Origin of the sequence: Streptomyces sp. JH002 (genome assembly GCF_050916115.1) — a bacterium.
Lineage (GTDB): Bacteria > Actinomycetota > Actinomycetes > Streptomycetales > Streptomycetaceae > Streptomyces > Streptomyces xiamenensis.
Genome location: NZ_CP087989.1, coordinates 2,549,219 through 2,571,189 on the forward strand (window position 1 = coordinate 2,549,219; position 21,971 = coordinate 2,571,189).

Annotated in this window: 16 protein-coding genes; 5 read left to right on the plus strand and 11 right to left on the minus strand. The window is 72.2% G+C overall.

Annotation, left to right across the window (positions count from 1 at the left end; all coding sequences use genetic code 11):
- Position 1 precedes the first annotated feature (1 nt).
- The 3 genes from H7827_RS11380 to H7827_RS11390 form a co-directional block, all read right to left on the minus strand.
- Entirely contained in the window at positions 2–3,211 is a 3,210-nt protein-coding gene (locus H7827_RS11380; RefSeq protein WP_432744667.1) for a protein kinase, read from the minus strand.
- A 108-nt stretch (positions 3,212–3,319) separates the two neighbouring features.
- Positions 3,320–5,611 (minus strand): serine/threonine-protein kinase, encoded by a 2,292-nt coding sequence (locus tag H7827_RS11385; protein ID WP_432744670.1) that lies wholly within the window; start codon positions 5,609–5,611, stop codon positions 3,320–3,322.
- Positions 5,612–6,352: 741 nt separating this feature from the next.
- Positions 6,353–8,059 (minus strand): glycerol-3-phosphate dehydrogenase/oxidase, encoded by a 1,707-nt coding sequence (locus H7827_RS11390; protein WP_386534344.1) that lies wholly within the window; start codon positions 8,057–8,059, stop codon positions 6,353–6,355.
- A gap of 239 nt (positions 8,060–8,298) precedes the next feature.
- On the opposite strand from H7827_RS11390, the gene H7827_RS11395 reads away from it, so the two are divergent.
- Together H7827_RS11395 and H7827_RS11400 are read left to right on the plus strand one after the other, a co-directional pair.
- On the plus strand, positions 8,299–9,537 hold the full coding sequence (locus tag H7827_RS11395) for a nucleotide sugar dehydrogenase (protein ID WP_386534342.1): 1,239 nt from the start codon (positions 8,299–8,301) through the stop codon (positions 9,535–9,537).
- 93 nt (positions 9,538–9,630) lie between these two features.
- Complete coding sequence (locus H7827_RS11400) at positions 9,631–11,037, plus strand: alkaline phosphatase PhoX (RefSeq protein ID WP_432744673.1); 1,407 nt, start codon at positions 9,631–9,633, stop codon at positions 11,035–11,037.
- 32 nt (positions 11,038–11,069) lie between these two features.
- Here the strand turns inward: H7827_RS11400 and H7827_RS11405 are convergent, their stop codons facing one another.
- From H7827_RS11405 to H7827_RS11425, 5 genes are all read right to left on the minus strand, one after another.
- Positions 11,070–11,714 carry a Uma2 family endonuclease gene (locus H7827_RS11405; RefSeq protein WP_432747977.1) on the minus strand — a complete coding sequence of 215 codons (645 nt, stop codon included), beginning with the start codon at positions 11,712–11,714 and terminating at the stop codon, positions 11,070–11,072.
- A gap of 120 nt (positions 11,715–11,834) precedes the next feature.
- The gene (locus tag H7827_RS11410) at positions 11,835–12,950 is read right to left on the minus strand and encodes a GuaB3 family IMP dehydrogenase-related protein (RefSeq protein ID WP_030729134.1); all 1,116 of its coding nucleotides are present in this window, start codon (positions 12,948–12,950) and stop codon (positions 11,835–11,837) included.
- 54 nt (positions 12,951–13,004) lie between these two features.
- Positions 13,005–14,510, minus strand: coding sequence for an IMP dehydrogenase (gene guaB, locus H7827_RS11415; RefSeq protein ID WP_386534336.1), 1,506 nt, complete (start codon positions 14,508–14,510; stop codon positions 13,005–13,007).
- Positions 14,511–14,711: 201 nt separating this feature from the next.
- On the minus strand, positions 14,712–15,287 hold the full coding sequence (gene shbA, locus H7827_RS11420) for an RNA polymerase sigma factor ShbA (protein WP_019431594.1): 576 nt from the start codon (positions 15,285–15,287) through the stop codon (positions 14,712–14,714).
- A 291-nt stretch (positions 15,288–15,578) separates the two neighbouring features.
- Positions 15,579–16,190, minus strand: coding sequence for a response regulator transcription factor (locus H7827_RS11425; protein WP_019431595.1), 612 nt, complete (start codon positions 16,188–16,190; stop codon positions 15,579–15,581).
- A gap of 417 nt (positions 16,191–16,607) precedes the next feature.
- On the opposite strand from H7827_RS11425, the gene H7827_RS11430 reads away from it, so the two are divergent.
- The 3 genes from H7827_RS11430 to H7827_RS11440 all read left to right on the plus strand — a co-directional run bounded on the left by H7827_RS11430 (position 16,608) and on the right by H7827_RS11440 (position 18,523).
- Positions 16,608–16,925, plus strand: a complete 318-nt coding sequence (locus tag H7827_RS11430; RefSeq protein ID WP_030729142.1) for a WhiB family transcriptional regulator — start codon at positions 16,608–16,610, stop codon at positions 16,923–16,925.
- 29 nt (positions 16,926–16,954) lie between these two features.
- Positions 16,955–17,755, plus strand: a complete 801-nt coding sequence (locus tag H7827_RS11435; RefSeq protein ID WP_386534332.1) for an SDR family NAD(P)-dependent oxidoreductase — start codon at positions 16,955–16,957, stop codon at positions 17,753–17,755.
- Positions 17,756–17,827: 72 nt separating this feature from the next.
- Entirely contained in the window at positions 17,828–18,523 is a 696-nt protein-coding gene (locus tag H7827_RS11440; protein WP_386534329.1) for an ester cyclase, read from the plus strand.
- Between the two features lie 135 nt (positions 18,524–18,658).
- On the opposite strand, the gene groL is transcribed toward H7827_RS11440, so the two are convergent.
- The 3 genes from groL to H7827_RS11455 form a co-directional block, all read right to left on the minus strand.
- Complete coding sequence (groL, locus tag H7827_RS11445; RefSeq protein WP_386534326.1) at positions 18,659–20,284, minus strand: chaperonin GroEL; 1,626 nt, start codon at positions 20,282–20,284, stop codon at positions 18,659–18,661.
- Between the two features lie 154 nt (positions 20,285–20,438).
- A complete protein-coding gene (gene groES / locus H7827_RS11450) occupies positions 20,439–20,750 on the minus strand; it encodes a co-chaperone GroES (RefSeq protein ID WP_019431600.1) in 312 nt (103 codons plus the stop codon).
- Between the two features lie 217 nt (positions 20,751–20,967).
- Positions 20,968–21,909, minus strand: a complete 942-nt coding sequence (locus H7827_RS11455) for a polysaccharide deacetylase family protein (protein ID WP_432744679.1) — start codon at positions 21,907–21,909, stop codon at positions 20,968–20,970.
- Between the last annotated feature and the right edge of the window lie 62 nt (positions 21,910–21,971).

Genomic DNA, 21,971 nt, shown 5'->3' on the forward strand with positions numbered 1-21,971 from the left:
GTCAGTACCGGTAGCTGTCCGCCACCACGTCGAAGACCTCGGCGACCTGGTCGTCGGCGGCGACCGGGCCCCGCACCAGCACCACGTGATAGCTGTCCGCCAGCTGCATCACCTGGTTGAGCGCGACCCACTGCGTGCCGTCCGCCCGCCAGCGGAAGTCGCCCTGGGCCATCACGGAGGCGCCGACCCGGGTCTCGCGCAGCCCGCTGGAGGTGCCGTACGTGTCGGCGCGGAAACCGGACAGCTCCTGCTGGTGCTCCATCTGGTAGTTCATCGGCCCCTGGGCGAACTGGGCGGTGCCGTCCCGGCCGGGCACGACCACGATCTCGACATCGCCGTCCGAGAACACCACGGACCCGTCCGCGGTGGTGGACCGCTGCCAGCCGTCCGGGAGCGTCATGGAGAACCCGGCCGGGTCCTCCTGCGGCGCGTACCCCTGCGGTATGCCGCCGCTGCCCTGACCGTCCGGGCTCGGCTCCGTCTCGGGGTCCGGCGACGAGGGTGTGGGAGAGGGCTCCGGGGTGGGTTCGGGGGAGATGGGCGCGGTGGCCTCGGGGGACGGCGGCTGGCCGGCCCGGTCCTGCGGGTCCTCGGCGAGGAACAGCATGATGTAGCCGATCGAACCGGCCAGGCCGAGCAGGGTGAGTGTCAGCAGCACCTTGCCCAGGCGGCGCGGATGGTTCCCGTTCCCGCGTCCACCGCGGCGGCGCGGGCCGACCAGATCGCCGCGGCGGCGCACGATCGGCAGCCGGCGCGGGTCCGAGGGCCGGCCCGGCTCCAGCGCCGGCAGCGGCGTGGTGACGGTACGCCTGCCGACCTCGGGCTCCGGGGCGCTGCGCAGCAACGACCGCAGCCAGCCGCGCAGTTCCTCGGCGCTGGGGCGCTCGGTGGGGTCCTGCCGCAGCAGCGACTCCACGATGGGGCGCAGCGCGCCGCACTCCTCGGCGAAGGCGGGCGGCTCGGCGCAGACGGCCTGCACCAGCTCGGCGGGGTTCTCCTCGGGGTACGGGGGGTGGCCCTGGACCGCCCGGAAAAGCAGGGCGCCCAGCGCCCAGAAGTCGGCCGGGGGGCCCACGGGCGGGGCGAGCTGCCAGTGGTCGTGCACCGGACCGGCCTGCTCGGGCGCCCAGCGCTCGGTGACGGCGCCCACTGTGGTGATGCGCGCCTGGCGCGCACGCTCGGCGGCCAGGGCGGTGTCCGGGCCTCGGTACCGGGGCGTCGCGGAGGTCTCTATGGCCGCGCGCGGCGGCGGTACGGGGTCCCAGCCGGTGCGTACGGCGCGGCTCTCGCGGCCGGGCGCGGGCAGTTCGGCCGGCCCTCCGGAGCCGCCCGCCGTTCCTGCGGCGTGCGCCCCGGCCCTGGTGCCCGCCCGGTACGCGGCGATGGCCCCGCTGCGCGCGGCCCGTTCCTCGGCGGACAGCCGGGCGCCGGCGCCGCCCTCGAAGTCCCAGGCGGCGGGAAATCCCTGCGCGGTGGGCGGCTCGCCGCCGCCCCAGCGCCGGTAGCGATCGGAGGTGCCGGTCTCGGCGTCGGCGTCCCAGCGGTCCTGGGTGGCGCCGAGCGGGCCGTGGCCCCCGGCGGCGGGAGGCGGGCCCTGGGTGCCGCTGTGCGCGCCGGGCGCGTCCCCCGGTTGCGCCGGCCGGATCTGGCCGGTGTCCGACGGTTCGTGTCCCTGCGGGGCCGGATGCGGTGGTGCGTGGCCGTCCCGGGCTTCGGTGCCGTGCTGCCCGGGTGCGGCGCCGTTGATCTCGGGTGTGTGGTCCGGCCCGCCGTACGCGTACCCGTAATTGCCATCGGCCGGGCCTTCGCCCGCGTGCGTCCCGGGCAGTTCCTGGGTATCCCAGGCGCCCCGTCCCCCGGGGCCGCCGGTCGCCGCCGCGCCCGGGCCGCCGTCCTGCGGACCGTGCCAGTTCTGCGCACCGGTCGGGGCGGCGCCCTGCGGCGGGTAGTCACCCGTGCCCTGCGCATCGCCGGACCAACCGCCCTGCGGTCCGGACGGGTGGCCGCCGTGCGGCCCGTGGCCCGCGGGGCCCTGTGCCCCGTCCCCGGTACCGTGCCAGCCCTCCGCGCCGACGGGGGCGCCCGGGCCGGACGGGTGGCCGCCGTGGGCCTCCTGGGCGCCGGGGTGGGCGTGCGCGCCGTTCACCGTTTCCCGGTCGGTCGGGGGAGCGGTCTCCGCCGTGGCTCCCGGGCTGCCGTTCCACGGCCCGTCACCCGCTCCGGGGTGCCCGTCCGGGGCGCCGGTCCAGCCCGCCGGGCCGTGACCGCCCTGGCCGCCCTGCCCGCCCTGGCCGTCACCACCGTGCGGGGTGTGCCAGTTCTCCGCGCCCTGCGGACCCTGCCCGCCCGGCGGGAACTGCCGGCCGTCGCCGTCAGCCGCCGCCCCCCAGCGCTGGTAGCGGTCCGCCACCGCCGCGCCGCTGTCGCTGTCGCTGTTCCACGGCGCTCCGGCGGCCGGTGCGGCCGGCGCCGCGCCCTGCCCCGGTACGCCCCAGGGCGCGATGTCCTGCCCGCCCCGGCCCGCCCCCTCCACCACACCGGCAGCGGCGGCGGCACCACCGCCGGCCACACTCGCCGCCGGAAGCGACTGCCTGCCCTGCGCCGGAGGCGCCGGGAGCGGGTCGTACCCGCACAGCACTTCCTCCGCCGCCCCCGAGGCCAGCCCGGTCAGCAGCGCCCGGCCGTCGTCGCAGATCAGCACCGTACGCGTGGTCAGGTTCCGGTGGGTCCAGCCGTGCGCGTGCACGATCCGCAGGGCGGCCAGCAGATCCGCGGCGACCTCCGCCGCCCGGTAGGGGCCGAGCCTGGCCTCCGCCAGCACCGCCGCCAGCGGCCTGGCCGGCACCAGCTCGCTCACGATCCACAGACCGTCGCCCTGGACGAACACGTCGAAGACCTGGTCGAGCCGGGGATGATCGGGCAACTGGCCCGCCGCGGCGGCCGCTTCCAGCGCACGCCGTACCACCGGGTCCTCCGGCGACCGTGTCGCCCGGTCGCCGACCCCCCGGCGCGTCCCGCCCGAACCGGACCTGTTGCCGTCCTCGTCGAGGACCTCCGCGTCCACGACCTCCGGCAACGGCACCTGCCGTACGAGCACTTCCTGCCCGCTCGCCGTGTCGAACGCCCGCGACTCCACCAGTTCGAACGCCTCAGACGGCGTCCTGGGAAGCCGATAGCGATCGGCCAGCAGCCGCCCCGCGTACGTATCCACGCCGCCTCCCCACCGCTTCCGTGACTCGGTCACTCACGATACTGGGCGTAGACATACCACACCCACGATCCGTCAACTCCTGGCCAAGTCACTTGTATCGGGACCGAGTCAGGGCAGCGGCGAAAACGTGAGAAACGCGGTCTCGCGAAGAGTGCGGCACTCCTCCTCGTCCCAGGCGTCCGCGGCGCACGTGATCATGATCGCGTAGCCACGGCCCGGGTCGACCTGGAAGCCCCGGTTCAGGATCCGTACCCGCTTGCCGCCCTCCGTACGCTCGAACTCCCAGTCCGCGACGGTCGGGTAGCCGCGCCAGCCGACCTGCTGGATGTCGATGCGCCGGTAGTCGGTGCTGTTGTTCCGGACGGCCGGTTCCAGACTGCGCCAGGCGCCGGCCGCGTCATCCCCCGGGGTGGCGTTGAAGTCGACCTGAACCTTCGGCGGTCCCCCGTCGGGGGCGCTGAAGATGCCGCCGGAGTTCTGCCCGGCTATCCCGGTACGACGCCAGCCCTCGGGCAGCGACATCCGGAAGCGGAAGTCGTCGTCCGTCAACTCGGCGTAGCCCTGCGGGTTCTCGGGCAGCGTGCCGTCACCGTCGTTCTCCGGCCGGGCGCCGGGCGGCCCCGAGGTCCCGCCGGCGTCCGGATCGCCGTCCTGCTCACCGCCCGGCGGCTGCTCCGCGTCCGGGCCCGGTTCCTGGCCGGAATCCTGGCCTTCCGCGCCGCCGTCCGAGGCATCCGGGCCGTCCCCGGGGCCGGCGTCACCGCCCGCGCCGTCCTGGCCCTCGTCGTCCGGAGTGCCCTCGTCGCCCGGCGCCCCGTCGTCCGGCTGCCCCTGGTCCTGCCCCGAACCCTGGCCGTCCGCGTCGCCGCCGCTCCGCGCCAGGATCAAGGTGGTGCCGATCACCGCCAGCACCGCGATCAGCGCCGCAGCGACGATCAGCGCGCGCCGGCGCCCGTTCGCCGCGCCGGAGCCGACCACGGGCGCGCCGTACGGCGGTGTTCCCTGCGGGGCGGGCGGCGGCGGCCCGGCGGGCGCGGCACCGGCGGTGCGCAGCCCGACAACCATGGTCCGGTCGTCCGAAGCGGCCGGATCGGCGGTCAGGGCGGCGGTCAGCAGTTCCCGGGTACGCGGCTCGTCCAGCCGGTCCCTGGGCGCCTTCGCCAGCAGCCCGGTGATCACCTCGACGAGCGGACCGGCCTGACGCGGGGGCCGCAGCGGGGAGTTCATGACGGCGGACAAGGTGGCGATGGCGCCGCCCTCGTCGTAGGGCGGGCGGCCCTCCACACAGCAGTACAGCAGCGCGCCGAGCGACCACAGGTCGGCGGCCGGGCCGAGCGTCTCGCCGCGCGCCCGCTCCGGCGAGATGTACGAGGGGGCGCCGACCAGCATGCCGGTGGAGGTGATGGACGGGTCGCCCTCGACCTTGGCGATGCCGAAGTCGGTGAGCACGATGCGGCCGTCCTCGTCCGCGATGAGGACGTTGGACGGCTTCACGTCGCGGTGCAGGATGCCCTTGTCGTGGGCGGCGCGCAGCACGTCGAGGATGGCGAGGCCGATCTCGGCCGCGCGGGTGGGCGACATGGGCCCGTCCTCGCGGATGAGGTCGGCCAGCGAACGGCCCTCGATCAGCTCCATCACGATCCACGGGCGGGAACCCTCGTCCACCACGTCGTAGATGGTGACCACGCCACGGCTGCGGATGGTGGCGATGGCCTTCGCCTCGCGCAGGGTGCGGGTGATGAGGCGCTTGCGTTCGCCGTCGTCGATGCCGTTGGTGAGGCGGAGTTCCTTGACCGCGACCTGGCGGCCGAGGATCTCGTCGGTGGCCTCCCACACGGTGCCCATGCCGCCGCGGCCGACGATGGAGATGAGGCGGTAACGGCCGCTCAGCAGGCGTCCGGGGGGCGGGGTGGTCAGGCCCGCGATCTCGCCGGCCCGCTTACGGGCGGCGGCCTCGGCGGCGTCCACGGGGGCGCGACGTCCGGCGGGCCGGTCGGCGGCCTCGGCGGGCGTTGCGGCGGACGGTGCCTCGGGCTTCGTGCCCGAGGTCGTCGCGGGCCGCACCGCGGGCTCCGGTTCCGCTTCCGGTTCGGCGTCGGGTTCCGCTTCCGCCTGCTTCTCCGGTTCCGCTTCCGCCGCGGAGGCGTCGGCTTCGGAGGCTGCCGCGGGCTTGGGCCCGGCGTCAGCGGGGGCCGACTTCTCCTCGTTGTCCACCGGTACGGCCTCGGGCTCGGGCTCGGGCTCCACGGCGCCCTGCGTCGCCCGCTTCCGCTCCGCCGTGCCGGCCGGCACGGCATCCGCCGGTTCCGCCGCCCCGGCGCGCTCGGCCTTCACGAGACTCGGCGCGTCCCGTTCCGTTTCCCGTTCCGTTTCCCTCTTCGGGTCGACTTCCGGTTCCACGGCCAACTCCTCGTGGTCTCGCACAGCGGACTCCCCAGCTCGCTCCGGCGTGCCCACGACCGGGCCTTCGACAGCAGCCGGTTCACCGTCACCGGCCTCCCGGCCCGGCGCGGCGTGCTCCGGCGCGCCGGGTTCCGCCGGTGGTGCCGCCGCCACCGCCCCAGTGTCCGCCGCCCTCGTCGGCCGGCCGGCCGGCTCGCCGGCCCGCTCACCGGTGCGCGTTCCGGTGTCCCCGCTGTCCTGGCCCATGCGTCGTGTCCCCTCCGGCTTCCCGGGCCATTGTCACCCATGCGGGGGCCGCTCCGACCACGGACCTTCAGCTCGGCGCCACCGGCGGAGGCTGCGTGCGGGGACCCGACTGGTAGGCGGCGACGGTCCTTTGCACCGGTGCGCGGCGTGCGGCTCGGTCATGGTCCGCCGCACACGGGTCCGTACGATCCCCCGGCCGGCCTCCCGGCCCCGGCGGTCCCGCCGGTCGAATGCCCCCGTGCCCCCGCGCCGCGCCGCCCACCGTCGCGGCGTCGGCCCACCCTCCGCCACCGCATGCCCCGCGCCCCGGACTTCGCAGGTCACGGCGCCCGGCAAAGCGGTGACTGCCCGTCAGGTCATACGTCCCATCCCGGGCTCGAAACGATCCCCCGACACCGAGTTCACCGAAGCCGACGACGGCCGGGGCCGCTCGGCGGGACACGGATCACCCCCGTGGCCGGCGATACGCCCGACGGCCGTACGCCCGCAGCCCTACAGCGGTACGGTGTCGGGCGCCCCCAGGCGGGCCGCGTCCGCCGTCTGGTCATCGGGCTGGAGCTGCGACTCGCGCTCCGCCTCCACGCGCTTCTCGTAGTGCTCGACCTCGCGCTCGATCTGCTGCCGGTCCCAGCCCAGGACGCCGGCCATCAGCTCGGCGCACTCGCGCGCGCTGCGCGTCCCCCGGTCGAACGTCTCGATCGAGATCCGGGTGCGCCGGGTGAGCACGTCCTCCAGGTGCCGGGCCTGCTCGTGCGAACAGGCGTAGACGATCTCGGCCTTGAGATAGTCGTCGGCGGCCGGCAGCGGCTCGCCCAGCGAGGGGTCGGCGTCGATCAGCTCCAGGATCTCCTCGGTCATGGAGCCGTAGCGGTTGAGCAGGTGCTCCACCCGGGTGTGGTGCAGCCCGGTGCGCGCCGCGATCCTGGCCCGGGAGTTCCACAGCGCGTGGTAGCCCTCGGCGCCGGTGAGCTGGACCTGCTCCGTGCAGCAGGCGGCGACCCGCTGGTCGAGACCGTGCACGGCCGCGTCCACGGCGTCCTTGGCCATCACCCGGTACGTCGTGTACTTGCCGCCCGCCACGACCACCAGGCCCGGTACGGGGTGGGCCACGGTGTGTTCGCGCGAGAGCTGGCTGGTGGCGTCCGACTCGCCCGCCAGCAGGGGACGGAGCCCGGCGTACACGCCCTGGACGTCGTCCCTCGTCAGCGGTACCGCCAGCACCGAGTTGACGTGTTCGAGCACGTAGTCGATGTCGGCGCTGGAGGCCGCCGGATGTGCCTTGTCCAGGTCCCAGGGGGTGTCCGTAGTGCCCACGATCCAGTGGCGTCCCCACGGGATGACGAACAGCACGCTCTTCTCGGTGCGCAGGATCAGCCCCGTGGAGGACTGGATGCGGTCCTTGGGCACCACCAGATGGACGCCCTTGGAGGCGGTGACGTGGAACTGTCCGCGTTCGGCGATCATCCCCTGGGTGTCGTCGGTCCACACCCCGGTGGCGTTGACGACCTGTTTGGCGCGGACCTCGTACGCCTCGTCGCCCTCCAGGTCGAGCACCTTCACGCCGACCACGCGTTCGCCCTCGCGCAGGAACTCGGTCACCCGCGTCCGGTTGGCGGCCAGCGCCCCGTACGAGGCGGCGGTACGGACCAGGGTGGCGACGTACCGCGCGTCGTCCATCTGGGCGTCGTAGTACTGGAGGGCGCCGACGAGGGCGTCCTTCCTGAGGCAGGGCGCCACCCGCAGCGCGTGCCGCCGGGTGAGGTGCCGGTGGTGGGGCAGGCCGCGGGCGGCGCCCGAGGACAGGGCCATGGTGTCGTACAGGGCGACGCCGGTGCCGGCGTACAGCCGCTCCCAGCCGCGGTGCTGCAGCGGGTACAGGAACGGCACCGGCTTCACCAGGTGCGGGGCGATCCGGCCGAGCAGCAGCCCGCGTTCCTTGAGCGCCTCGCGCACCAGCGCGAAGTCCAGCATCTCCAGGTAGCGCAGGCCGCCGTGGATGAGCTTGCTGGAGCGGGAGGAGGTGCCGGACGCCCAGTCCCTGGCCTCGACGATGCCGGTGGCGAGCCCGCGGGTCACCGCGTCCAGGGCGGTGCCGGCGCCGACCACGCCGCCACCCACCACCAGGACGTCCAGTTCACGTTCCGCCATCCGGGCGAGTGCCTCGGCCCGCTGGCCGGGCCCCAGGGTCGCTGTCTTCACCGTGCCGCCTCCTAGGTCGTCCGTTTCTCGTCCGCCGTCCGCCCCCGCCGCCCGGGCGTTCGCCGTGCTTTGTCAGCGGCCCCCTCCCCCGGCCGCCGCGACCGGTGATCCGTCCCGTTTGTCGATGCTCTCCCATTTCCGCCGCCCCCGCGCGGCACGAACCACGCCAGACTGACAATCCGCTATATATGTCATATATGTGCGCTCGTACGCACAGGGGAGAAGGGAACCCGCCGCACATGCCCGCAGACCTCGCCGTCCTGGGACTGGGCCATCTGGGTCTGCCCGCCGCCCAGGCCGCCTCCGCCATCGGCGTCGGCACCGTCGGCTACACCGATGACCAGCACACCACCACCGAACTCAACGCGGGCCGCCCACCGGCCGACAGCACCCTCGCCGCCGCCGACCTGCGCCGCATGCTCGCCGCCGGGTTCCAGGCCACCAGCGACCCCACCGTCCTCGCCCGGGTCCGCACCGCGCTGATCTGCGCCCCCACCCCACCCGCCGCCGACCGCCGCAGCCTCGACCTCACCGGCGTCCTCGACGCCGCCCGCACCCTCGCCCCCCGGCTGCGCCCGCGCACCCTCGTCGTCCTGGAATCCACCGTGCCGCCCGGCACCACCGAGGACGTCCTCGCCCCCGCGCTCGAAGCGGGATCAGGACTGCGCGCCGGCCGCGACTTCCACCTCGCCCACGCCCCCGGGCGCCTGGATCCCGGCAACCGCAGCCACGACTACTCCGGCACCCCCCGCGTCATCGGCGGCCTCACCCCCGCCTGCACCGAGGCCGCCGCCGCCTTCTACGGGCGGCTCGCCGACAAGGTGGTCCGCGCCAAGGGCGTCAAGGAAGCCGAAACCGTCAAGGTCCTGGAAACCAACTACCGGCACGTCAACATCGCCCTGGTCAACGAGATGGCCGTGCTCTGCCACGAACTCGGCGTCGACCTGTGGGACGTCGTGCGCTGCGCCGAGACCAAACCCTTCGGCTTCCGCTCCTTCCGCCCCGGCCCCGGCGTCGGCGGCCACACCCCACCCATCGACGTCGCCCCGGGACGGCTGCGGATGGTCGAACTCGCGCAAGAGGTCAACGCCCGCATGCCGGGCTACGTCACCCAGCGCGCCGCCACCCTCCTCAACGAGTACGGCAAGTCCGTACGCGGCGCCCGCCTGCTGCTCCTGGGCGTCACCTACAAGCCCGACCTCCCCGACCAGCAGGGCGCCCCCGCCCGCGAGATCGCCCGGAACCTCACCGAACTCGGCGGCCGGCTCAGCTTCCACGACCCGTACGTCACCCAGTGGCGGGTCGGCGGACAGCCCGTCCCGCGCGCCGACTCCCTCTACGAGGCCGCCGCCGGCGCCGATCTGACGCTGCTGCTCCAGCACCACTCCGTCTACGACCTCCAGGGCCTGGCCGCCAAGGCCCAGCTGCTGCTCGACACCCGCGGCGCCACCCCGGCGGGAGCGGCGTACCGGCTGTGACCCGGTGCGCCCGCCGACCGGCCGGCCGTGACCGACGCCGGACGGCCCCGTACCGTTCAACGGCCGTTCGCCCCGCGCCGCCATCGTGAGGTCATGCCCCTCAGCCGCAGAGACTTCGTCCAGCACTCCGCCGTCACCGGCGCCGGCGTCGCCCTCGCCGGCAGCGTCGGCGTCCTGACCACCGCGCCCGGCGCGATCGCCGCCCCCGGCCGCCAGGGCCTGGGCTACGGCCCGCTGCTCCCCGACTCGGACGGCATCCTCGCCCTCCCCGAGGGCTTCTCCTACCGGATCATCACCCACGCCGGCCGCACCACCCTGGACTCCGGCGAACCCACCCCCTCGAACCACGACGCCACCGGCGCCTTCGAGGGCCCGCGCCGCAGCGACCTGCTCGTCGTCAACCACGAACTCAAGGGCCCGCGCGCCGACTGGGAACACCCCGTACCGCTCACCGAGGGCCTGGTGTACGACCCGGCCGCCGCCGGCGGCTGCACGGTCGTCGAGATCAGCCACGGCGGCGAGTACGTCGCCGAATGGGTCGCCATCGCCGGTACCTCCACCAACTGCGCCGGCGGCACCACCCCCTGGGGAACCTGGCTGACCTGCGAGGAGAACTCCGACCGCGCCGGCGAGAACGGCATGACCCGGGACCACGGCTACGTCTTCGAGGTCGACCCGTACGACCGCACCGCCTGCCGCGACCCGCGCCCCGTCAAGGCCCTGGGCCGCTTCGACCACGAGGCCGTCGTCGTCGACCCCAAACAGGGCTACTTCTACCTCACCGAGGACGACAAGAACCCCAACGGCCTGTTCTACCGCTGGGTCCCGCCGCACGGCTTCCGGCCCGGCCGCGGCACCCTGCGCACCCTGGGCGAGGAGGCCGGCACGCTCCAGGCCGCCCGCTGCTTCGACTCGGGCGGCCGGTACGTGGACGACCTGTCCCGCGCGACCGTGACCGGCACCGTGTACGGCGTCGACTGGGCGACGGTCCCCGACCGCGACGCCCGCGAGACCCCCCTCCGCGAGCAGTTCCGGGCGGGGACGGTCACCCGGGGCCAGAAGCTCGAAGGCATGTGGTGGGGCGACGGCGGCGCCTACTTCGTGTGCTCCTACGCCCGCGACGGCCAGAGCCCCGGCGCCCCGCACGACGGCCAGGTGTGGTTCTACAACCCCCGGCGCCGCACCATGACCCTCAAGGTGATCCTGGGCGCCGAGAACACCTTCGACGGCCCGGACAACATCACCGTCTCCCCCTACGGCGGCCTGATCATCGCCGAGGACGGCGACGGCCTCCAGCACCTCTTCGGCGCCACCGACGGCGGCCGCACCTACGAACTGGCCCGCAACGAACTCAACATCGGCACGGCCGAGGCGCCCGAGTACAGCGAGTTCACCGGCCCGGTCTTCTCCACGGACGGCCGGACGCTGTACGCCAGCATCCAGGAGCCCGGCATCCTGCTGGCCATCACCGGCCCCTGGCGCCACCAGCCCCGCGCATGACACGGGGGCCCGGTCCGCACCCGGGCCGGGCCCTACCCGGCGAGAAAGACCGAGGTGTCCAGTGCCGGATAGGGCTCGGGCAGCGGGAGCGAACGCCCCAGATCCACCTCGACCTTGGTGGCGTAACGCGCCTTGGCCGATGCGTCCCCCGGCTTCGGGTCCGAGTAGGCGAACGCCTTCTTCTCGTCCCGGTGAATCAGCACATAAACGGGGACTCCCGCAGCGGCGTACGTGCGGTACTTGGGGCCGGTGTCGGTCTCATGGTTGCTGGACGTGACCTCCCCGACCAGATCCAGCAGATCGACCGAGTACCAGCCCTCGTGGGCCCGGCAATCCGCCTCGTCGATCTCGGAGGGCCGACGCCGCCGCACATAGAAATCCGGGGTCAGGAGACCCTGCGTCCGTTCGCCCTTGACCCCCGAACGGAAACCGTTGCCCATACCCGCCAACTGAAATCCGGCGGAACGCAGTTGGAAATACAGCTCGCTCGCACCGTCATTGTGTGCGTCTTCGGGCCGTGGTGGCACGATCGCCATCCCCTCGATGAACTCGGGCCGAAGCGGCATATCCACTGCCTCTTCGAGCGCGATCAGCAGATCGATGGGGTCCATTCGTGGCTTCTTCACGGGCTCGGTCACAGAATCATCGGCAGAATCGATGGCGCGTTCGGCGACCATCGTCACTTTCCGCCCCTTCCCTCTCTGGTGACACGCTACGCCCGCATGGGTGCCCCGGCACCATCATGCGGGCGTCCGCGCGCCATACCGCCAGTTGAGGGAAATGATCACCCCATCGCGTCAACGCGAGTCGGCGACCGTGACCTCCACGCGCTGGAACTCCTTGAGCTCGGAGTACCCGGTCGTCGCCATCGCCCGCCGCAGCGCGCCGAAGAAGTTCATCGAGCCGTCGGGGATGTGGGACGGGCCGGTGAGGATCTCGGCGGTGCTGCCCACCGTGCCCAGCCGCACCTTCTTGCCGCGCGGCACGTCCTCGTGCACCGCCTCCATGCCCCAGTGGTTCCCGCGCCCCGGCGCGTCGGTGGCCCGCGCCAGCGGGGAGCCCATCATCACCGCGTCGGCGCCGCACGCGATCGCCTTCGGCAGGTCGCCGGACCAGCCGACGCCGCCGTCCGCGATCACATGCACGTACCGGCCGCCCGACTCGTCCATGTAGTCGCGCCGCGCCGCCGCCACATCGGCCACGGCCGTCGCCATCGGCACCTGGATACCCAGCACGTTGCGCGTGGTGTGCGCCGCGCCGCCGCCGAAGCCGACCAGCACGCCGGCGGCCCCCGTCCGCATCAGGTGCAGCGCCGCCGTGTAGGTGGCGCAGCCGCCGACGATCACCGGCACGTCCAGCTCGTAGATGAACTGCTTGAGGTTCAGCGGCTCCGCCGCCCCCGACACATGCTCGGCCGAGACCGTCGTACCGCGGATCACGAACAGGTCCACGCCCGCGTCCACGACCGCCTTGGAGAACTGCGCGGTGCGCTGCGGCGAGAGCGCGGCGGCCGTGACGACCCCCGCGTCCCGGACCTCCTTGATGCGCTGCCCGATCAGCTCCTCGCGGATCGGCGCCTCGTAGATCTCCTGAAGCCGCTTGTTGGCGCCGTCCTCGGAGAGCTCGGCGATCTCCGCGAGCAGCGGCTCGGGGTCCTCGTAACGGGTCCACAGACCTTCGAGGTTGAGCACCCCGAGGCCGCCCATCTCACCGATGCGGATGGCGGTGGCCGGCGAGACGACGGAGTCCATCGGCGCGGCCAGGAAGGGCAGTTCGAAGCGGTAGGCATCGATCTGCCAGGCGATCGAGACCTCCTTGGGGTCCCGGGTACGCCGGCTGGGCACCACCGCGATGTCGTCGAACGCGTACGCCCGCCGCCCGCGCTTGCCGCGCCCGATCTCGATCTCCGTCACCTGATGAGCCTTTCCCTGTGCTTTCGCCGGCAGACGTCCCAGTATTCCCCGGGCTCAGCGCCGCGAGTAGTTCGGGGCCTCGGTCGTCATCTGGATGTCGTGCGGGTGGCTCTCCTTGAGCCCGGCCGCGGTGATGCGGACGAACCGGCCGCGCTCCTTGATGTCCGGGACGGTACGGCCGCCCAGGTAGTACATCGACTGGTGCAGCCCGCCCACCAGCTGGTGCACCACGGAGGCCAGCGGACCGCGGTAGGGCACCTGGCCCTCGATGCCCTCGGGGATCAGCTTGTCGTCGTCGCCGACCGACTCCTGGAAGTACCGGTCCTTGGAGTACGAGCGCTTCTCACCGCGCGTCTGCATCGCGCCCAGCGAGCCCATGCCCCGGTACGACTTGAACTGCTTGCCGTTGATGAACTGGAGCTCGCCCGGCGACTCCTCGCAGCCCGCCAGCAGGCTGCCGAGCATCACCGTGTCCGCGCCGGCCACCAGCGCCTTGGCGATGTCGCCGCTGTACTGGAGGCCACCGTCGCCGATCACCGGGATGCCGGCCTCGCGCGCCGCCAGCGCGGCCTCGTAGATCGCCGTCACCTGCGGCACGCCGATGCCGGCCACCACGCGGGTGGTGCAGATCGAGCCGGGTCCGACGCCGACCTTGATGCCGTCGACCCCGGCGTCCACGAGCGCCTGCGCGCCGTCCCGGGTGGCCACGTTGCCGGCCACCACGTCGACCCGGTCGTAGTTCGACTTGATCTTGGCGGCCATCTCCGGGACCAGCCGGGAGTGCCCGTGCGCCGTGTCCACGACCACGAAGTCCACGCCGGCCTCGATCAGCGCCTGGGCCCGCTCGTACGCGTCGCCGGCGACTCCGACCGCCGCGCCGACGATGAGGCGGCCCTCGGCGTCCTTGGCGGCGTTCGGGTACTTCTCGGCCTTCACGAAGTCCTTGACGGTGATCAGCCCGCCGAGGCGGCCGTCCGTGTCCACCAGCGGCAGCTTCTCGATCTTGTGCCGGCGCAGCAGTTCCATGGCCTGCTCGCCGGAGATCCCGACCTGGCCAGTGACCAGCGGCATCGGCGTCATGACCTCGCGCACCTGCCGGCTGCGGTCCGACTCGAACGCCATGTCGCGGTTGGTGACGATGCCCAGCAGCTTCCCGGCGCCGTCCGTGACCGGCACACCGCTGATCCGGAACCGGCCGCACAGCTCGTCGGCCTCGCGCAGCGACGCGTCGGGGCGGATGGTGATCGGGTCGGTGACCATGCCCGACTCGGAGCGCTTCACCCGGTCCACCTGGGCGGCCTGCTCCTCGATGGACAGGTTGCGGTGCAGCACGCCGGCCCCGCCCTGCCGCGCCATGGCGATGGCCATCCGCGCCTCGGTGACCTTGTCCATGGCCGCCGACAGCAGCGGGACGTTCACCCGTACGTTGCGCGAGATCAGCGACGAGGTGTCGATGTCGCCGGGGGCCATGTCGGCGGCGCCCGGCAGCAGCAGCACATCGTCGAAGGTCAGGCCGAGCGCGGCGAACTTGTCCGGGATTCCCTCGGTGTGATCACTCATGTCTGCCCTCTCCACGCTCGCGGCTCACGCGCTGCTCGATCACGCACGCATCCATCCGGCCTACGCACCCTTGCCCAGCCTGGCTGTCCATGCTAAGCGGAACCGGCGGTGTCCTCTTACCGCCCGCTTATCCCCCGGACGTGATCCTGGTGACGTCCGGGGATCCGGACGGGACGGCCGGCGGAGTGCGGGCCGGCGCGCTCACCGCCCCGCGAGCGCCCGCAGCCGGCTGAGCGCACGGTGCTGTGCCACCCGTACGGCGCCGGGCGACATGCCCAGCTTCTGCCCGGTCTCCTCGGCGGTCAGTCCGATCGCGACCCGCAGCAGCACCAGCTCGCGCAGATGATCGGGGAGGTTCGCCAGCAGCTTTCTGGCCCACTCGGCGTCGCTGCTCAGCAGCGCCCGCTCCTCGGGCCCCAGCGAGTCGTCCGCCCGTTCGGGCATCTCGTCGGAGGGCAGGACGGTGGATCCGGGCCCGCGCATCGCCGCCCGCTGGAGGTCGGCGACCTTGTGCTGGGCGATGGCCACCACGAAGGCGTCGAAGGGCCGTCCGGTGTCGCGGTAGCGGGGCAGCGCGTAGAGCACCGCCAGGCACACTTCCTGCGCCAGATCGTCGACGAAGTGTCTGGCCTCGCCGGGCAGCCGGGCCAGCCGGGTGCGGCAGTAGCGCACCGCGAGTGGGTGCACATGGGCCAGCAGGTCATGAGTCGCCTGGGCATCGCCCTCGGCGGCCCGATGGACGAGGGCGCCGATCGCCGTGGTCTCGTCATCGCGCATCGGTCCATGGTGCACCGTCGCACCACGGTCCGGTGCACCGTGTGCGGAGTTGTGCACCGAAGCGTTATGTGAAGTGCGCGGAGCTGTCTTCGGAGCGTTCGAAGTGTTCGGAGCGGGAGTGCCGCTGCCCGTCATGTCCCGGGCCCTCCCCTCGCGCGTGGCCGGCTCGTCCCCAAGGAGCGTCATGCCTCAAGCATGCGGCACCGGGAAAAGTTTCAGGCCCGCTCCGTGCCGGACGGGGCGACAGACTCGGGCCGCCCCTCCCCGTCCGGTTCTCGTGGCCCGGCCGGCTCAGCGGACCAGGCCCCAGCGGAAACCCAAGGCCACAGCATGTGCGCGGTCGGAAGCGCCGAGCTTTTTGAACAGTCGGCGGGCGTGGGTTTTGACCGTGTCCTCGGAGAGAAAAAGCTCACGCCCGATCTCGGCGTTGGACCGTCCGTGGCTCATTCCCTCCAGCACCTGGATCTCCCGGGCGGTGAGGGTGGGGGCGGCTCCCATGTCGGAGGAGCGCAGCCGGCGCGGGGCCAGCCGCCAGGTCGGGTCGGCCAGCGCCTGGGTGACGGTGGCCCGCAGTTCGGCGCGCGAGGCGTCCTTGTGGAGATAACCGCGGGCTCCGGCGGCGACGGCGAGGGCCACGCCGTCGAGGTCCTCGGCCACGGTGAGCATGATGATGCGGGCGCCCGGGTCGGCCGACAGCAGCCGCCGTACGGTCTCCACGCCCCCGAGTCCGGGCATCCGGACGTCCATCAGGATGAGATCGGAGCGGTCGGCACCCCAGCGGCGGAGGACTTCCTCGCCGTTGGCCGCCGTGGTGACCCGCTCCACGCCGGGCACGGTGGCGACCGCGCGGCGCAGGGCTTCCCGGGCGAGCGGGGAGTCGTCGCAGACAAGAACGGACGTCATGGCCGGCCTCCGCAGCTGATGCGCATCACGTTGAGCCTCCAGGCTGTTGTGTGTCGTCACCTGTGCGATTGACAGCCCCGGACCCTGGTCCGGGCGGTGGTCTCTTCCGTCAACCGCCTCCGCCCTCTCAACGACGGTCACCCGAAAGAGTTACGGCTTCCGCACTTCACCTTCGATCGTCGTTGGGCTATCAACCCCACAGCCTTCAGCACTCTACGTGACGCTTCCGTCACGCGACAGGTGCTTCCATCCAACACGCCGAACATTCGTTTTTGCCCTATTTAGACGCGCTTGTTCATTTTGAGAGGTTTCCGGATATATTCGGCTGGTAGTCATATTTACATCTGCCCGACGGCGGCGGATGTGGACTGACCGAGCCAGGCCAGCACGACAGCTCGTATCCGATGGGACACTCTCATGGCAGATTTCTCCCGCCTTCCGGGCCCGAACGCCGACCTGTGGGACTGGCAGCTGCTCGCCGCCTGCCGGGGCGTGGACAGTTCCCTCTTCTTCCACCCCGAGGGCGAGCGCGGTGCCGCCCGCAGCGCCCGTGAGACGCAGGCCAAGGAGGTGTGCATGCGCTGCCCGGTGCGCTCGGAGTGCGCCGCGCACGCGCTGGCCGTCCGCGAGCCGTACGGCGTGTGGGGCGGACTGACCGAGGACGAGCGCGAGGAGTTGATGGGGCGGGCCCGCCGGGGCCTCGTCGACGCGAGCACGCCAACCCGCCGGGACTGAGCGGAGGCGACCGACTACCGTCTCCGCTTATGACAACTGCATTGGTGACGGGAGCCACCGCCGGGATCGGGGCCGCCTTCGCACGGCGGCTGGCGCGCGACGGCCACAATCTGGTGCTGGTGGCACGGGACGCGCAGCGGCTGCGGAGCACGGCGGCGGAGCTGCACGATCTGCACGGGATCGAGGCGGCCGTGCTGGTCGCCGACCTGGCCGAGGACGAGGGGATCGAGGCGGTCGAGGAACGGCTGGGCGACCGCCGCCACCCTGTGGACCTGCTGGTCAACAACGCCGGCTTCGGCCTCAAGGGGGTCTATCCGGAGGTCCCCATGGCGGACGAGCTGCGGATGCTGAAGGTGCACTGCGAGGCGGTGCTGCGGCTGACGACGGCGGCGGTCACCACCATGCGGCTGCGGCGGCGCGGCGGGGTGGTGAACGTGGCGTCGGTGGCGGCGTTCGTGCCGCGCGGCACGTACGGGGCGTCCAAGGCGTGGGTCGTCCAGTTCACCCAGGGCGCGGCCCGGGACATGGCGGGCAGCGGGGTGCGGCTGATGGCGCTGTGCCCGGGGTTCGTGCGCACCGAGTTCCACCAGCGGGCGCGGATGGGCACGACGGCCATTCCGGAGTGGATGTGGCTGGACGCCGACAAGGTGGTGGACGCGGGGCTGCGGGACCTGGCCCGGGGCCGCACGGTCTCGATCCCCGATCCCCGCTACAAGGCCCTGATGGGCGCGGCCAAGCTGGTGCCGCGCGGGGCGCTGGGCGGGATCACGGGCCGGGCGGGGCGGAAGTACGGGCCGCGGCGGGAGGGCCCGGATACCCCCGGGGCGTAGGAGGAAATGACCATCCTCCCGGTTTTACGCTGGCAGTGTGAAGTGAATGCACTCTCCCGAGGGAATCCACCCATGACATTCGTGCAGGTAATTGATCTCAAAACCACACGGGTCGGTGAGATGAACCGCCTGATGGATCGCTGGACCGAGGCGACCCGCGGGAAGCGAACGGCCACTCACTCGATCGTCGGCAAGGACCGGTCGGATTCCACTCACGTCGTGGAGATCGTGGAGTTTCCCTCGTACGAGGAGGCGATGAGGAATTCGAAGCTCCCGGAGACCGACCGGATATTCAAGGAGATGATGGAACTGTGCGACGACGTCCCGCGCTTCACCGACCTGGACGTCGTCCGCGACGAGCAGCTCAACAAGCGAGCGGTACGCGCCTTCTTCGAGACCGTGATCAATGACCGGAGACTGGAGGCGGCGGACGGGTTCATGAGCCCGGACTACGCCGACCACGACCCGGGCAATCCGGCCGATCCCCACGGGCTGCGGGAGTTCAAGGAGCAGGTGGGCATGTACATGAGCGCCTTCGAGCCGGTGATCGTCATCGAGAACCAGATCGCGGAAGGGGATCTGGTGACGACCCGGTGGACGGTGACAGGCACCCACTCCGGTGAGTACCTGGGGCTCGAACCCACGGGCCGGGCGCTGACCATCACCGGCCACACCACTTTCCGTTTCGCGGACGGGAAGATCGCCGAGGGCTGGTGGAACTGGGACCAGCTCGGTGTGATGAGCCAGCTCGGCCTGGTCGAGACCTAGCCGGTCGGGACCTGGCCGGTCGCGACCTGGCGAGCCGTATCGGGCGCGCCGCCGCTGTCACGGGAGAAGGCCCCCACCCCGCCCGGAAACGGGCGAGCCGGGGGCCTTCCGTACGCACTGGTACCGGTGCCGGTGTCAGTGGCTGTGGCCGTGACCGCCGCCGGCGGCCTCGGGCTCCTCTTCCTTCTTCTCCACCACGAGGGTCTCGGTGGTGAGCAGCAGGGAGGCGATGGAGGCGGCGTTCTCCAGCGCGGAGCGGGTGACCTTGACCGGGTCGATGACGCCGGCCTTCACCAGGTCGCCGTACTCGCCGGTGGCGGCGTTGAAGCCCTCACCCTTGTCCAGGTCTGCGACCTTGGAGGTGATGACGTAGCCCTCCAGGCCGGCGTTCTCGGCGATCCAGCGCAGCGGCTCGACGACGGCGCGGCGGACGACGGCGACACCGGTGGCCTCGTCGCCCTCCTTGCCCAGGCCGCCTTCCAGCACCTTGGCGGCGTGCACCAGCGAGGCGCCACCACCGGGGACGATGCCCTCCTCGACCGCGGCGCGGGTCGCGGAGATGGCGTCCTCCAGACGGTGCTTCTTCTCCTTGAGCTCCACCTCGGTGGCGGCACCGACGCGGATCACGCACACGCCGCCGGCGAGCTTGGCGAGGCGCTCCTGGAGCTTCTCGCGGTCCCAGTCGGAGTCGGTGGACTCGATCTCGGCCTTGATCTGGTTGACGCGGCCGGTGACGTCGGCGGTGTCGCCGGCGCCGTCCACGACGGTGGTGTCGTCCTTGGTGATGGTGACCCGGCGGGCGGTGCCGAGCACGTCGAGCCCGGCCTGCTCCAGCTTGAGGCCGACCTCCTCGGAGATCACGGTCGCGTTGGTGAGGGTGGCGATGTCACCGAGCATGGCCTTGCGGCGGTCACCGAAGCCGGGCGCCTTGACGGCGACCGCGTTGAAGGTGCCGCGGATCTTGTTGACGACGAGGGTGGAGAGCGCCTCGCCCTCCACGTCCTCGGCGATGATCAGCAGCGGCTTGGAGGCCCCGCCGGCCTGCATGATCTTCTCCAGCAGCGGGAGCAGGTCCTGGATGGAGGAGATCTTGCCCTGGTGGATCAGGATGTACGGGTCGTCGAGGACGGCCTCCATACGCTCCTGGTCGGTGACGAAGTACGGGGAGAGGTAGCCCTTGTCGAAGGCCATGCCCTCGGTGAAGTCCAGCTCCAGGCCGAAGGTCTGGGACTCCTCGACGGTGATGACACCGTCCTTGCCGACCTTGTCCATCGCCTGCGCGATGAGCTCGCCGACCTGCTTGTCCTGGGCGGACAGCGCGGCGACGGCGGCGATGTCCTCCTTGGAGTCGATCGGGCGCGCGGTGGCCAGCAGGTCGTCCGAGATGGCGCGGACCGCGGCGTCGATGCCCTTCTTCAGGGCGGCCGGGGAGGCACCCGCGGCGACGTTGCGCAGACCCTCGCGGACCAGCGCCTGGGCCAGGACGGTGGCGGTGGTGGTGCCGTCACCCGCGATGTCGTTGGTCTTGGTCGCCACCTCCTTCACCAGCTGGGCGCCGAGGTTCTCGTAGGGGTCCTCGATCTCCACCTCACGGGCGATGGTGACGCCGTCGTTGGTGATGGTCGGGGCGCCGAACTTCTTGTCGATGACCACGTTGCGGCCCTTGGGGCCGATGGTCACCTTCACCGCGTCGGCGAGCTGGTTGACACCGCGCTCGAGGGCGCGCCGGGCGTCCTCGTCGAACTTCAGGATCTTCGCCATGACGTGCGTATCCCTCGTAAAAGTGTGTGGAAGCTGGAAAGCCGGAGCGAGCTGGCTGGCTCAGCTCGGACGAAAAGGCAGCCGCGCCCCTCACTTCCCGGCTTGTCGATGACGGGGAGCCGGGGCGCGGCCGGGTGAAGCGAAGCGCTGGGGCTTACTTCTCGATGATGGCGAGCACATCGCGGGCGGAGAGCACCAGGTACTCCTCGCCGTTGTACTTCACCTCGGTGCCGCCGTACTTGCTGTACAGCACGATGTCGCCGACCTTGACGTCGAGCGGCAGGCGGTCGCCGTTCTCGAAGCGGCCCGGGCCCACGGCGAGGACGGTGCCCTCCTGGGGCTTCTCCTTCGCGGTGTCCGGGATGACCAGGCCGGAGGCCGTGGTCTGCTCGGCATCGAGCGGCTGGACGACGATGCGGTCCTCGAGCGGCTTGATGGCAACCTTGGAACTGGTGGTGGCGGTCACGTCCGACCTCCCCCTTCGGAGAGCTCTTGAGGGTCTGCTGTCTTGTGATAGCGCCCTGGAGGACCCGTCGTCGCGGGTGCCGGATCCGCCCGTCGCGCATGCTGGCACTCGCCGGTGGAGAGTGCCAGTCTTGAGAGTAGGCGGCGATTAGCACTCAGTCAACCAGAGTGCCAACACGCGCCCCCGCCGCGTCCCGTGGACGTCCCCCGTGACCGGCTCAGAGATAGTCCTCCAGGCGGGCGACGGCGAAACCCTGGGAGGTGGCGGTGTCCAGGACGCGGCGGATCATGTCGGGCATCGTGCCCGACCATTCCGAGCTGCCGCGGAAGTGGGTGAGGATGATGTCCCCGGGGTGGAACTCCCGGTCGGGGCGGCCCCATTCGATGCGGTCGGGGAAGGCTTCCTCGGCCCACAGCGGGACCACCTCCACGCCGCAGGAGGCCGCCGCGCGCAGCGTCTCGCGGTCGTAGGCACCGTAGGGCGGGCGGAACATCGTGGGGCGGGTGCCCATCTCTTCTTCCAGGGTGTCCTGCTGGTCGCAGATCTCCTCGCGCTGGCCGGCCGCCGAGAGCTTGGGCAGTTCGCGGTGGTTGACGGTGTGGTTGTGGATGCCCCAGCCGTCGTCCCGCGCCTCGCGGAAGTAGTCGTAGTCGTCCCGGGCCACGTAGTCGGAGAGGAAGGCGCTGACGGGGACGCCGAGCTCGCGGAGCATCTCCAGCAGGCCGGGGTCCTTGTGGGCGCCGTCGTCGATGGTGAGGAAGACGACCTTGTCGTCAGTGGGCACCCGGGTGATGACGGCGGGCAGGCCCTCGCCGGTGATGTGTCCCGGCTCCGTGACGGGTTCGGTCTTCTTCGCGGGCGGGGCCGGCGGGCGCAGCGGCGCCTTGCGCAGGCCCCAGCCCTTGGCGGCGGCGAGCCGCTCGGTCTCGGCCTTCAGCAGGCCCTCGGCGTAGGCGGCGAGCGCGTCGGCGGCGGTGCGGGCCTGGGCGCGCTGCGGCGTGCCCAGGGCGGCGACCGGAGCGGCGGCGTCCGTGCCGGAGGAGGCGGCGGTGGTGGCGGTGCCACAGGACAGGAGGGTGAGTCCGAGTATGGCCAGGCCGGTTCCGGTGGCCCCGGTCCAGAAAAAAGACTTTTGTCTTACTTGTCTGATAATCCTCATGGAGCGGATGCTGGCACCGGCCGCCAGGGACACGCGGCACGACCTTCCGGCCCGCCAGGGAG